This is a genomic window from Facklamia sp. P12950, assembly GCF_050409465.1.
Lineage (GTDB): Bacteria > Bacillota > Bacilli > Lactobacillales > Aerococcaceae > Facklamia.
In genome coordinates this window covers 273,282-285,220 of sequence record NZ_JBNUPK010000001.1, presented here as the reverse complement: position 1 = coordinate 285,220, position 11,939 = coordinate 273,282, and the positions used below count along the sequence as shown (strand labels likewise).

The window sequence follows — 11,939 nt, the reverse complement described above, 5'->3', positions numbered from 1 at the left end:
CCTCCTAGTTCTTATTTTCTTTTAATAATGGAAATCCAAGTTTTTCTCTTTCTTGTACGAAGGTCTTAGCAATACCGCGAGCTAATTTACGAACACGTCCTAAATAAGCAGGGCGATCTGATGCCGAAATCATCCCTCTAGCATCCATTAAGTTGAAGGTATGACTGGTCTTTAAAATATAATCATAGGCTGGATGAACTAAGTTTTCCTCAAGTAAACGGTTGGCTTCTTTTTCATAAGCTTCATACTGCTTCATTAATAAGTCAGTATCAGCTAATTCAAAAGAATATTTAGACTGCTCATATTCTTGTTGGAAAAAGATTTCGCCATACTTCACGCCTTTGGCCCACTCTAAATCATAGACATTTTCCACATCAAAAATATACATAGCAAGACGCTCCAAGCCATAAGTAATCTCTGACATTACCGGATCACACTTTAATCCCCCCACTTGTTGGAAGTAGGTAAATTGAGTCACTTCCATACCATCAATCCATACTTCCCATCCCAGTCCCGCACAACCCAAGGAAGGGTTTTCCCAATTATCTTCTACAAACCGTATATCATGCTCTAGGGGATCAATGCCTAATTCAATCAATGAATCCAGGTAATATTCTTGTATAGCAAGAGGAGAAGGCTTCATAACCACTTGAAACTGATGGTGTTGGTATAAGCGGTTAGGATTTTCACCGTATCTTCCATCAGCAGGTCGTCTTGACGGTTCGACATAAGCGGCATTCCAAGGTTCTGGTCCATTAGCCCTTAAAAAGGTATAGGGGCTCATGGTTCCGGCTCCTTTTTCAGTATCATAGGATTGAAGGATCAAACATCCTTTCTTTGACCAAAAATTTTGCAAGGTTAAAATCATATCTTGTAACGATTCAACTGCCATTTTGACACCTCTTTCTTAAAATAAAAGTCCCTATGACCCCTTTGGAGGTCATAGGGACGAAATAAATTCGCGGTTCCACCCTAATTCTAGTTAGACTAGCACTCTTAAAATTCATTTGTTAACCCAAAGGACCATTCGATTTGCTCTAGCTTTCACCTGCCTAGAGTCGCTTTACTATCTTCTTTTAATTGCTTTGGCTTGTTAAAATTCTACTAATTATAAAGCTTTTTGTCAATTATCTTCCTTGATTTTTACTGATTTTCAATTGGTCGGCTACTTTATATAATTGATTGAGATAAGATTCTCCTTTTAATTTAATCCCTACTTGTTCATGGTAGATGGTGAAGATCAATTCATCAATTTTTTTGTAAGAAAGGTCTGAAATTGAGACTTGTCCTAATTGATTCAGTTTAATTTCATTAAAGAGTTGTAAAATTTTGACTTGCTTAGAACTAAGATGCATTCGGTTGGGATCTTTATCTAAATGGTTATGACACAAAACACCCAAATGGACCATCGAAAAGTCCTCAATCCTCTGGCTCGATCCGCAGACTACACAATTTTTCATATTTAATTGAAGCCCGAAGCGTTGCAAAAGTTTAAGTTGCAAAAGTAATTGAATAGGCCGGGCATCTTCACGCTCATTGAGACTGCTTAGAGTAGCTTGGAAAAAATCAAATAGCTGTTGATCTTTGCTATTATCATCCACACTGGCATCCACTAGTTGACTTATATAAGCAGCATGCGCTTGCTTAAAGGGATCAGATTGAATGGATCGAAAGAGGTTAAGGGTTTGACCTTCTTTCAAAAAGGACAAACCCTGTTGCTTAATAGTTCCCCAATATTGATGTTCTGTCAATGGGATTAAATGCTTTTTAAGGGGATGATTGAGTGACTGTAAACCTCTTACAAAAAACATTTTAGTACCAAATTCACGTGTAAAAATTTTAACTAGACTATCTTTTTCGCGGTACGGCCGAATAAACAAAACAATTCCGGTAAATTTTTCGTTCATTGGCACTCTCCTTATTAATAATTCTCACTCTGATAGCCCAATTCATTTAAATTACTTTGACGATCCCGCCAATCTTTTTGCACCTTGACCCATAAGTCTAAATAGACTTTGGTTGCTAAAAGCTTTTCAATATCACGTCGTGCCAGATGACCTATCTTTTTAATCATTGATCCTTGAGCACCAATAATTATTCCCTTTTGGCTTTTACGTTCCACGATTATTGTAGCTAGTACTTCTACCTTGTCATCAGCATTTTTTTGCATGGATTGGACTTGGACGGCTACTGAATGAGGAATTTCTTCGCGTGTTAACATTAAAATCTTTTCACGAATTAACTCCGCAACGAGGAAATACTCAGGATGATCCATTACCTGGTCAGCCGGGTAATATTGGGGGCCATCTGGCAAGCTGAGTGTCAGTTGGTCTAATAAAGCTTCGACATTTTCACCTGTAAGTGCAGATAAAGGGATAATCTGATCAAAATCATAAGCATCTTGATATTTAGTGATAATATCAAAAAGCAAATTTTTTTCAATCAGATCTACTTTATTAATAACTAAAAAGACTGGTTGCTGGACATCTTTTAAACGATTGATAATAAATTGATCGCCAGGTCCTATTTTTTCTGTCGCATTGACTACCATAATCACTGCATCCACCCCACTCAAAGAGGAATAGGCTGTTTTTATCATGAAGTCTCCTAAAGCATGCTTGGGTTTATGGATTCCGGGGGTATCAATAAAAATGATTTGTGAGTCTTCACGGGTATAGACACCCTGAATTTTATTGCGGGTTGTTTGGGCTTTATCAGACATAATCGCTATTTTTTGGCCAATAATTTGATTTAATAAAGTTGATTTCCCAACATTGGGACGGCCAAGAATAGCTACAAAACCCGATTTAAAATCTTTTTTCATTTAAACTCCTTTAGTATGATTAATTGTCACCTTTTAAAATAAATAGGGGAGAAATAGTATAGCCCCGATTATAATGGAAATGATTGCTGTCATTAAAACAGAAGCAGCAGCGATATCTTTTGCCTTTTTCGCTAAGGGATGCCATTGGTCTGCTACAATTAAATCAATAACCGCTTCTATTGCTGTATTGATTAATTCGGAAAAGATAACAAGGCCAATAGTTAATAGTAAAATCGTCCATTTCAGTGGTTCAAATTTAAAATAAAAGGCTAAAAGGACTGCCACTAAAGCAAAAAATAAGTGGATTTTTAGATTTCTTTCACTTTTAATTGCTTGAAAAAATCCTTGGCTGGCACAAATAAAAGACTGGAAAAAATTTGAATTCTTAAAAGGATTATCTTGTGAGTCCATATTCACTCAGCACCTCTTCTTGAATTGCAAACATCTCTTTCTCAGTTTCAATGGTTTGGTGATCATAACCATTTAAGTGTAAGAAACCGTGGACAGCTAGAAATCCCAACTCTCTTTCTAGAGAGTGGTTGTATTCACTGGCTTGTTCAAGCGCTCGTTCGATTGAAATAATAATATCTCCCAAGTGAAGATTGATTGGCTCTTGAACTTCATTTGAGCTGATAACTGACCAATCTATTGGTTCTTCCCCCTCCATTAAAGCAAAAGATAGCACATCCGTTGCTCGGTCAATACCACGGTAGTCGCGATTCAATTGGCGAATGGTGTGATTATCGACGATGGTTATGTCTAATTCTGCTTGAGTAGGAGCAGCGATTTTTAAGCCTGCTTGATCAATTAAGTCTAAGATAATCTGTTTTTGTTTTTCAGTCAGCCTCTGACCTTCATCAATTAATTCAACTTGCATTTTCTTCTCCTTATTTAGGATATTCCACACGTGTGTGATACATACTAGCTATCCCTAAAATTAGTGACTTTCTTACTGTTTTTAGTTCATCAACCGTCAACCCACAATCGGCAAATTGGCCATCGTTAATCTTACTCGCAATTATGGAATCCAGTAATTCTTCAATACTCTTTTGAGTATGTTCTTTCATTGTTCGAGAGGCTGCTTCCATTGAATCTGCAATCATCACTATAGCGGATTCTTTTGATTGTGGAATCGGGCCAGGATATCTAAAGGTCTCTGGATTAATAGGCATTTTTTGCTCTTTAGCTTGGTAATAAAAATAGCTAGTCATGGTTGTGCCATGGTGTTCTTTACATAAATCAATAACAGACTGAGGCATACGGTACTCTTCTAATAATTTTACACCTTGAGCAACATGATCAATAATAATTTTAGCAGACTCATCTGGCCCTACCATGCGGTGAGGTGATTCAATGCCTCCAGATAAGTTTTCAACGAAGAATAGGGGATGGACTGTCTTTCCAACATCATGATAGTAAGAGGCTACCCGGGTGGTCAAGGAATCCCCGCCTATGGCTTCCACGGCATTCGCTGCTAAATTAGCCACCATAATTGAATGATGATAGGTTCCCGGTGCTTTTTCAATCAACAATTTTAATAAGGGATGATTTAAATTAGCTAACTGATTCATCGTCATGGCTGAACGACTGGATAAAAGTTGCTCCCAGTAGGGTTCAAAAACAGCGATTAATAACAAGCCAAGTAAATTAGCTGCAATTGTCATTATTAGGATGATAAAAGCCTGACGAGATAATATAGGAATTGTAAGAACAGCCATTAGAGGCAAAGCAATTATGAACTGCCAAATGATATTTAAGGCCACTCTTTTTTCTACTTTCATCGCCTGACGATCAGAAAAAGTAGTCAGTAAAACGGAAACAATGGTAGTAAATAGGTAAAATAAACTGATGAAGGTTACAACAGTTTGATTGTCTAAATCACTAACTATAAAAATAGCAAAGATATTAATAAATAGAAATGCTAACAATGTTACTTTATAGGAAGATTTTTCTTTTAAATATCCTGGTAAAATCATCAAAGGTAGAAGCAACATACCATACTCTAGACCTGCCTGTTGGAAGAAATGTCCCATCTTGGCCATGATCAACGACCCAAAAACAATAATCATATAAGCAGTAGCCTGCATATTCGCACGGCTTAAATCTGTCCAATTTAATTTATCAGAAAAGATATAAACGAATAGAAAAGCATGGACAAAAATTAATAGAACAAAGACTGGCATGAGATATTGCTTAGTCGATGCATCCAAGTAACCAAACATCTCAAGTTGTCGCATATTATTTTGATTGATAATATGACCTTCTTGAACAATAACTTGTCCTTGTAGAATATAAGATGTTTGAACTTTGGAAGCTGCTTCTTCCTTTAAGCGATTTGTTTCTGACTCCGAATATACCATCGTTGGTTTTATCAAGGCGCCTAAAAAGTTTAAAGTCGTTTGCTGAGCAAGCTCTGACATATCGGAAGATGTGATTTGTAAACGATATTTGTCCAACTCTTTATCAACTTGATCAGGACCTAATTCTTGAGCAAGACTCTCGGATATAAAATCAGTTAAATTCGATTGTAATTCAGATAGTTCTAAGGGACTGATTTTAAAAACTTGATCAATTGAGCGGTTAGAAAGCTGATCAAACAAATTAAAAACATTTTCATCTACCATTTGTAATTGTGCTTGAATCACTGTTCGCTTTTGCGCCTCGGATAAATTATCGAAGTTGGTTTTTTTAGTTGGTAAATTATTGACCTTTTCATTAAAAGATTGATCCAGTGGCTTTTCTTTAGATGCATTCTTTAAAGAATCAATTACACCGTCTCGTGAGTACTTACCATTACGAGCCTCACGAACAAAGCCAAAAAACTGCTCAATCCGCGTAATTTCCTGAATCCTGATATCTTCTTGATATAAATAGATATCATTAATAGCATCCTTAGCTCTTTGTTGATTGGCTTTTGTCTGCTCAACATCTTCCATCGTCACAGGCGCTAAAATTGTTTCATCTGCTACTTGATTCAATTCAAAGTGATAAACTTCTGGTTTGACGTGTTGATAGCCAATTAAAAAAATTGCTAAGGATAGTATGAATGTAATAAGAGGTATAAAGACTTTACCTAAACGCTCATGAAGTAACTGTAGTCGACGATTCATTTTCTTCTCTCCTTGGAAGGTTTTCAATCATGGGTTCTTTGCTATAAGCTCTAATAATATCCGCAACTACTGGATGACGAACCACATCGAACTCATCAAAAGATACAAATTCAATGCGTTTAACCTTTCTTAATTTATGATAGGCGTCAATCAATCCAGATTTTACCCCTTTAGGTAGGTCAATTTGTGACTGATCGCCATTTATAATCATTTTTGAGCCAAAGCCTAATCGAGTTAAGAACATTTTCATTTGTGCAATTGTTGTATTTTGAGCCTCATCTAAAATAACAAAAGCATCGTCTAGGGTTCGACCTCTCATATAAGCCAATGGCGCAATTTCGATAATGCCTCTTTCCATTAGACGGTTGGTTTGTTCCGTTCCGTAAATGTTATATAAGGCATCGTATATTGGTCTTAAGTAAGGATCTACTTTTTCTTTCAAATCACCTGGTAAGAAACCAAGGTTTTCTCCAGCTTCGACTGCTGGGCGTGTCAGTATTATTTTTTTCACTTTACCTTCTCGCATAGCCTGGACAGCCATCAAAACAGCCAAGTAGGTCTTTCCAGTTCCAGCAGGTCCCATACCAAAGACAACGTCTTGTCGGTTAACAGCTCTAACGTATTGTAACTGTCCAAAGTTTTTGGCACGAATAGCTGTTCCATCTGCAGAACGACCCACCACTTCTTCGTAAAGGTTGAGAAAAAAATCTAATTTATTACTTTTTGCCATTTTAATGGCTGTCATGACATCCATGGATCGAGGGGTGATTCGCCTTTCCAAAAGTTGAATAAGGTTTAGGAGGATTTGACGAACAGACTCCACTGTCTCTTCACGCTCACCAATAATGTTAATTATTTCACCGCGGTTGGTTATTTCTACTTCGAAACTATCTTCAATCATACGTATGTATTTATCATGATTGCCCAACAAGGAAATTAGCCAATCTGTGTTTGTGACGGTGACTTGTTTTGAGAATTTTTCGTTGTTATTCAAATAGTCGTCTCCTTTATTAATAAACTAAGTTAAGATTACCATAAAATGCTTATAAAATGGAATAAAAGACCGATATATTAATACTTATTATGATATTTTTTAAAAATAAAAAAGAACCAGAAAACTGATTCTTTTTAAACAGAATATTTTATTCTATATTGTTGCTTAGGCGATACGCTTAAAACTTGCGTTTACGAGCTGCTTCTGATTTCTTTTTACGTCGAACACTTGGCTTTTCGTAAAATTCACGCTTACGAGCCTCTCTCAAAGTACCGGTTTTAGAAACGTTACGCTTAAAGCGACGAAGAGCGTCATCCAATGATTCGTTATCACGAACTACTGTTTTTGACATCTGGTTCCCCTCCCCCCGAGCTTATAGTAACCTTTCCTTAGAAATAATAATCTAAACAAAGTCCTCTCTATATTATAGCATGAATCTAAAGCTTTTCAAGAACAAAGAAAAACTTTTGTGAAGTTTATGCGGGATTATCTTGTAATACTTCTTTACATTCAGCACACAGGCCAAAGACTTCAAAGCGGTGACTCCTTATTTCAACTGAGGATAAATCGGTTGTAATATGTTGCATGGGACAAGCATCAAGTAGAATTGTTTTACCACAATTGGTGCAAATAAAATGATGGTGATGGTGATGGTCTGTGCCGTGAGTTAAATGGCAATTATATCGAAATAGTTGTTCTTGTTGGTATTCCGTCGTTTCAAGAATACCCACTTCAACGAAATCATAGAGGTTACGATAAGTAGTATTATAAGACATGGTCGGATACTTCTCTTCCAATGCTTTATGAATGCCCAAAGCAGATAGGTAGCGTTGGTTTTCAGCAAAGAGGGAAAGTATTTCTCGGCGCTTCTTGGTCATTTTAAATCCTTCTTTTTTTAGAGTCTTTAAACCTTGATCAATAAGTTGTTGAACTTCTGGAGCTAACTGACCTTCATTTAATCTAACTTCTTTCAATTCTGTCACCTCTTTCAAGAAATATGGTAAACTTAAATTAATTCATTAACTGGATAGCCATTAGGAATCAAGCAAATCCGTTACCACTTCATTTTTTATCATATCGGATTCAATTGGTGAGACCACCTTAAGAGTTGCTAAAGCAGTAGCCTATCAATTCCCATATGTTCATATATTATTGCACAAATATGTCTTCATTTCAACAAGCTCGCGCTTGCAAGGGGTTCTACAAGAGGCTAAAAATCATCAAGCTAAAGAGGCCGAATCTTTTTGCATAATGAATAATTTACATTTCTTTAATTTATCACCACCCTTTACTCAAGTGGTATCACAACTTACCGAAAAAACAAGTCAAACTATCGGTGCTCAAAACGAGTTAAACCATGAATATTTTGACCGTATTAATGCCGTGGAATTTGCCATGCGCTATGCTGATGGAAAAGAGCCCAAAATTTTTATCGAAGCAGATATTATCTTATTAGCTGTCTCACACCCTTCAAAAACACCCCTAAATGTTGACGTAAAAACATTTAGGGGTTATTATCATTGCCATTGTTGATATTTTTCTTTTAAATAACTCGTAATATCCATTTGATAACTGCTATTTAATTTTTCTGAAGACAAAGCCTTAGACACATCATTAAAAACTACTTGATGTCCCTCTTTTAACAATAGAGCCCGATTTCCATATTTTTTAGCAAGACTCAAATCGTGCATAACTGTAATAATGGATCGTCCTGGCTGCTGCAACCACTCTTTAAGTGTTCTAAAAAGGTTTTGCTCATATATTAAGTCTAAATGATTACTTGGTTCATCTAATATTAATAACTTAGGATCCTGTAAAAAAAGTTGAGCTAAGTATGCTCGCTGCCTTTCTCCTCCTGATAAGCTTTGAACTGATCGCTTACGCTTTTGATATAGATTGGTTTGAAGCAGGACTCTTTCAAGCGCCTCTTGATCTATGTCTGTCCAGCTCTTAAACCAGCCTTTAAGATGTGGGTAGCGTCCCATACGCACTAATTCTTCTACAGTAAAATCAAAGTCTGAACCAGGATGTTGGTCTAAAACACCAAAAATCATTGCCTTTTGATTGCTTTTTAAAAGCCGAAGGTTGCTGCCATAGATCTCAATTTCTCCAGTGTAGGGATTTTGACCAGATAGAGCTTTTATTAATGAGGTTTTTCCTGATCCGTTTGGTCCACAAATCATCAACCAATCACCCTCGGCTACTTCAAAATTAATGTCATGTAAAATTATTTTTTTATCTAATTCCATTTTGAGTTTATTAACTTTAAGCATTACGCTTCCCCCTAGCAAAGATAAGAATAAAAATACAGCTGCCAAATAAGGAAGTGATTGCCCCTATTGGTATTTCAAGGGGGGAGGCAATGGTGCGAGCTAATAAATCGGTTACCACCATAAAGTTACCACCAATAAATAGAGTCCAAGGAATCAAACGTCTATGATTGGAGCCCACAATTAAACGACTAATATGGGGGGTTATTAAACCTACAAAAGGTATCGAACCGCCTATTGAAACAGCAACACCAATCAAGATGGAAGTGGCAATAAACAATTTAATTCGAACAGAGACTATGTTTATCCCAATATTTCTTGCGATGTTTTCCCCCATTGAAAAAGCGTTCAATTCTTGCCATTTCATAACAATATAGCCACCCATTATTATGACGCAAACACCCATTACCCAAACATCGGTATACCTGGAGCCTGAAAGCGACCCTAAAGTCCAAAAAACTAAAGAAGGCAGCTTTTCTTTGCTAATAATCATTAAAATATTCATTAATGAAGAGACCAGCATGGTAAAGACGATTCCAGTTAAGATAACAGTCATATTCTTTAACTGTTTATCCAAATAATAAGAAAAAGATAAAATCAATACTAGTGATCCAAAAGCAAAGATCACCGCCATCAAAAAGATTCCTTGCCTTTGGATAAAGGAAGGAATCCCAATGACGATAGCAATGCCAGCACCCAAGCTTGCTCCAGCTGAAACTCCCAAGGTAGAGCCATCAGCCAAGGGGTTCATTAACAAGCTTTGCATGGTCATTCCACTCAAAGAAAGGGCCATGCCGATTAAAAAAGCAGTGAGTAAACGAGGTAGTCTAACAGCAAGTAAGATGGTTGCCTGTTGTTCCAAGTCGGTCATTGATTGATTTAAGACTTGATTTTCTAGCACTTGATACAAGTCAGTAAAAGAAATTTTCACACTTCCTATAATCAAAGCCATAGCTAGTATTAAGAGAGTTATTGACACCATCAGGACTAATTTTACGACACTTTTTTTAGCTGATTGTGAAAGCTGCCAGCTCTTATTCTGTGCCATAAACTAGATCATATAGTTCTTTGACAGCATCCATCAAGCGCGGTCCAGGTCTAGTGAAAGCAGAATTGTCTACTGCAAAAACTTTATCATTTTTTACAGCTGAAAGGTCATCCCATTCTTTGCGTTGCATAATTTCTTCTTCAGGAGAAGGAGCCTCTTCATCCATAGGAAGAGAAGTAGTAATGATTACTTGTGGATTGGCTAATAAAACTTGTTCTTCTGAGACTTCAACAAAGGATTTTTGATCTGCAAAAACATTTTCTAAATTCAACATCTGTCCAATTTCATCCATGAAGGTTTCAGAACCAGCAGTCCATAAGCCAAACTCTAGCGGAGAAACTTCATAATAAACACTCTTAGATTCTTCTTCTTGGTCAGCTTTTTCTTCAAACTCTTTAAAGACTGTTTCCATTTCTTCAATTAATTGGTCTGCTTCTTCTTCTTTACCAACTAATTGACCGAGCAAATCGATTGCTTCATAGACTTCCTCAATTGTCTGGGCATCTGTCACCAAGACGGTAATTCCTGCGTCTTCAATAGCAGTCATTTGATCTTCAGTTAAGGACATAGCAGTCATCACAACCACTTCTGGGTCTAGGGCAATAATTTCTTCAATATTTAAATTTTCACCAGTAGCGATAGCTGGAATCTCTTCCACTTCATCTGCCGGGAAGTCTACATAAGTTCCTCGACCCACAATAGTGTCTCCCGCTCCTATTTCAAAGAGTATCTCAGCATCTGCTGGCATTAAAGTAACAATTTCATCAACGGGTCCCTCTTCAAGCACAACTTCTCTACCAACCATATCGGTCAATGTGAGAACCGTCGTTTCTTCACTAGATACCATTTGTCCGGTAAACAGAGTCATCACAAACATCATTAAAACAGCAATTTTTTTATTCATTTAATTTTCTCCTTTATTTCTTTAAATTTTTTTACTTTATATTCACTGCAATTCCTGAAACCACCCAATAAACTAAGTTCGCTTGTCTGGCAATTTCTTGATTCATTAAACCATGAATATTTCTGAAAATGCGCCCGAGTTTATACTCTGGAACTAATCCTAGACCTAGCTCATTTGACACAATGATAAAATCCGTTGATGAAGCTTTTATTTCTTTTAAAAAAGCATTAAGCTCTTCCATAACAAAATCTTCTAGCTTTTGGATTTGCTCACCCTTTAGTTCATTGACATACTCATCAAAAGATAGTTCTTGATTGTTAGCTAAGAATTGCCATTTATCAAAAAGAATATTGGTTAGCCAAACCGTCATACAATCGACTAAAGCAATTTGATAATTATTTGAAAGTTGCTTAACCAATTGATCCAAATCATGAGCCTGTTCATAAGTATCCCAATCTTTGGGTCTTGATAAACGATGTTTTTCAATACTCCTTTTTACTTCTGAATCAGAAAACTTATTGGCTTGGGTTGCTATATAAGCAATATTTTGAAGCTTTCGTCTATAAATTTCTTCTTGAGCTAATCTAGATTTACCAGATTTAGCTCCTCCAGTATAATAAATAATTTCCCCCATTCACTCACTTCCTAAACATCGATATATTTATTTTTGTTAGACCTTCAAAAAGTCGCAAAGCTAACAATATATTAGCAAGAGTAGCTAGCTTTAAGGGCCAAAAGAAACTTACCAGCATTGCAGCCCCTAAAATCGGTTGAAAACATAGAAGTGGT

General features: G+C 36.5%; 14 protein-coding genes. 1 reads left to right on the top strand and 13 read right to left on the bottom strand.

Annotated features, from left to right (window positions below):
* Positions 1–4: 4 nt before the first annotated feature.
* The 9 genes from glyQ to ACQV2Q_RS01460 form a co-directional block, all read right to left on the bottom strand.
* Positions 5–892: a glycine--tRNA ligase subunit alpha gene (glyQ, locus tag ACQV2Q_RS01500; protein WP_428874679.1), complete on the bottom strand. Its 888-nt coding sequence runs from the start codon at positions 890–892 to the stop codon at positions 5–7.
* Between the two features lie 235 nt (positions 893–1,127).
* Entirely contained in the window at positions 1,128–1,907 is a 780-nt protein-coding gene (gene recO / locus ACQV2Q_RS01495) for a DNA repair protein RecO (RefSeq protein WP_428873813.1), read from the bottom strand.
* Positions 1,908–1,921: 14 nt separating this feature from the next.
* Positions 1,922–2,824 (bottom strand): GTPase Era, encoded by a 903-nt coding sequence (gene era, locus ACQV2Q_RS01490; protein WP_428873814.1) that lies wholly within the window; start codon positions 2,822–2,824, stop codon positions 1,922–1,924.
* A gap of 33 nt (positions 2,825–2,857) precedes the next feature.
* Positions 2,858–3,235 carry a diacylglycerol kinase family protein gene (locus ACQV2Q_RS01485; RefSeq protein WP_428873815.1) on the bottom strand — a complete coding sequence of 126 codons (378 nt, stop codon included), beginning with the start codon at positions 3,233–3,235 and terminating at the stop codon, positions 2,858–2,860.
* The gene (gene ybeY / locus ACQV2Q_RS01480; RefSeq protein ID WP_428875802.1) at positions 3,219–3,701 is read right to left on the bottom strand and encodes an rRNA maturation RNase YbeY; all 483 of its coding nucleotides are present in this window, start codon (positions 3,699–3,701) and stop codon (positions 3,219–3,221) included. The genes ACQV2Q_RS01485 and ybeY overlap by 17 nt, the downstream gene beginning before the upstream one ends.
* Before the next feature lie 10 nt (positions 3,702–3,711).
* Entirely contained in the window at positions 3,712–5,934 is a 2,223-nt protein-coding gene (locus ACQV2Q_RS01475; protein ID WP_428881719.1) for an HD family phosphohydrolase, read from the bottom strand.
* Complete coding sequence (locus ACQV2Q_RS01470; protein ID WP_428873818.1) at positions 5,906–6,928, bottom strand: PhoH family protein; 1,023 nt, start codon at positions 6,926–6,928, stop codon at positions 5,906–5,908. The genes ACQV2Q_RS01475 and ACQV2Q_RS01470 overlap by 29 nt, the downstream gene beginning before the upstream one ends.
* A gap of 178 nt (positions 6,929–7,106) precedes the next feature.
* Positions 7,107–7,280: a 30S ribosomal protein S21 gene (gene rpsU, locus ACQV2Q_RS01465; RefSeq protein ID WP_066126806.1), complete on the bottom strand. Its 174-nt coding sequence runs from the start codon at positions 7,278–7,280 to the stop codon at positions 7,107–7,109.
* A gap of 124 nt (positions 7,281–7,404) precedes the next feature.
* Positions 7,405–7,902, bottom strand: coding sequence for a Fur family transcriptional regulator (locus ACQV2Q_RS01460; RefSeq protein ID WP_428873819.1), 498 nt, complete (start codon positions 7,900–7,902; stop codon positions 7,405–7,407).
* Positions 7,903–7,999: 97 nt separating this feature from the next.
* On the opposite strand from ACQV2Q_RS01460, the gene ACQV2Q_RS01455 reads away from it, so the two are divergent.
* Positions 8,000–8,461, top strand: a complete 462-nt coding sequence (locus ACQV2Q_RS01455) for a kinase/pyrophosphorylase (protein WP_428876428.1) — start codon at positions 8,000–8,002, stop codon at positions 8,459–8,461.
* Here the strand turns inward: ACQV2Q_RS01455 and ACQV2Q_RS01450 are convergent.
* From ACQV2Q_RS01450 to cobU, 4 genes are read right to left on the bottom strand one after another with little or no spacing between them, the layout of a single operon-like run.
* Positions 8,446–9,201, bottom strand: a complete 756-nt coding sequence (locus ACQV2Q_RS01450) for an ABC transporter ATP-binding protein (RefSeq protein ID WP_428876427.1) — start codon at positions 9,199–9,201, stop codon at positions 8,446–8,448. The genes ACQV2Q_RS01455 and ACQV2Q_RS01450 overlap by 16 nt on opposite strands.
* The gene (locus ACQV2Q_RS01445) at positions 9,194–10,246 is read right to left on the bottom strand and encodes a FecCD family ABC transporter permease (RefSeq protein WP_428873821.1); all 1,053 of its coding nucleotides are present in this window, start codon (positions 10,244–10,246) and stop codon (positions 9,194–9,196) included. The genes ACQV2Q_RS01450 and ACQV2Q_RS01445 overlap by 8 nt, the downstream gene beginning before the upstream one ends.
* A complete protein-coding gene (locus ACQV2Q_RS01440; RefSeq protein WP_428873822.1) occupies positions 10,233–11,150 on the bottom strand; it encodes an ABC transporter substrate-binding protein in 918 nt (305 codons plus the stop codon). The genes ACQV2Q_RS01445 and ACQV2Q_RS01440 overlap by 14 nt, the downstream gene beginning before the upstream one ends.
* A 31-nt stretch (positions 11,151–11,181) precedes the next feature.
* Positions 11,182–11,784 (bottom strand): bifunctional adenosylcobinamide kinase/adenosylcobinamide-phosphate guanylyltransferase, encoded by a 603-nt coding sequence (cobU, locus tag ACQV2Q_RS01435; RefSeq protein ID WP_428874672.1) that lies wholly within the window; start codon positions 11,782–11,784, stop codon positions 11,182–11,184.
* Positions 11,785–11,939 lie beyond the last annotated feature (155 nt).

Bases quoted from the DNA above. Each gene is read 5' to 3' on its own strand.
- glyQ (WP_428874679.1), bottom strand. From the start codon at position 892: ATGGCAGTTGAATCGTTACAAGATATGATTTTAACCTTGCAAAATTTT.
- recO (WP_428873813.1), bottom strand. From the start codon at position 1,907: ATGAACGAAAAATTTACCGGAATTGTTTTGTTTATTCGGCCGTACCGC.
- era (WP_428873814.1), bottom strand. From the start codon at position 2,824: ATGAAAAAAGATTTTAAATCGGGTTTTGTAGCTATTCTTGGCCGTCCC.
- ACQV2Q_RS01485 (WP_428873815.1), bottom strand. From the start codon at position 3,235: ATGGACTCACAAGATAATCCTTTTAAGAATTCAAATTTTTTCCAGTCT.
- ybeY (WP_428875802.1), bottom strand. From the start codon at position 3,701: ATGCAAGTTGAATTAATTGATGAAGGTCAGAGGCTGACTGAAAAACAA.
- ACQV2Q_RS01475 (WP_428881719.1), bottom strand. From the start codon at position 5,934: ATGAATCGTCGACTACAGTTACTTCATGAGCGTTTAGGTAAAGTCTTT.
- rpsU (WP_066126806.1), bottom strand. From the start codon at position 7,280: ATGTCAAAAACAGTAGTTCGTGATAACGAATCATTGGATGACGCTCTT.
- ACQV2Q_RS01450 (WP_428876427.1), bottom strand. From the start codon at position 9,201: ATGCTTAAAGTTAATAAACTCAAAATGGAATTAGATAAAAAAATAATT.
- ACQV2Q_RS01445 (WP_428873821.1), bottom strand. From the start codon at position 10,246: ATGGCACAGAATAAGAGCTGGCAGCTTTCACAATCAGCTAAAAAAAGT.
- ACQV2Q_RS01440 (WP_428873822.1), bottom strand. From the start codon at position 11,150: ATGAATAAAAAAATTGCTGTTTTAATGATGTTTGTGATGACTCTGTTT.
- cobU (WP_428874672.1), bottom strand. From the start codon at position 11,784: ATGGGGGAAATTATTTATTATACTGGAGGAGCTAAATCTGGTAAATCT.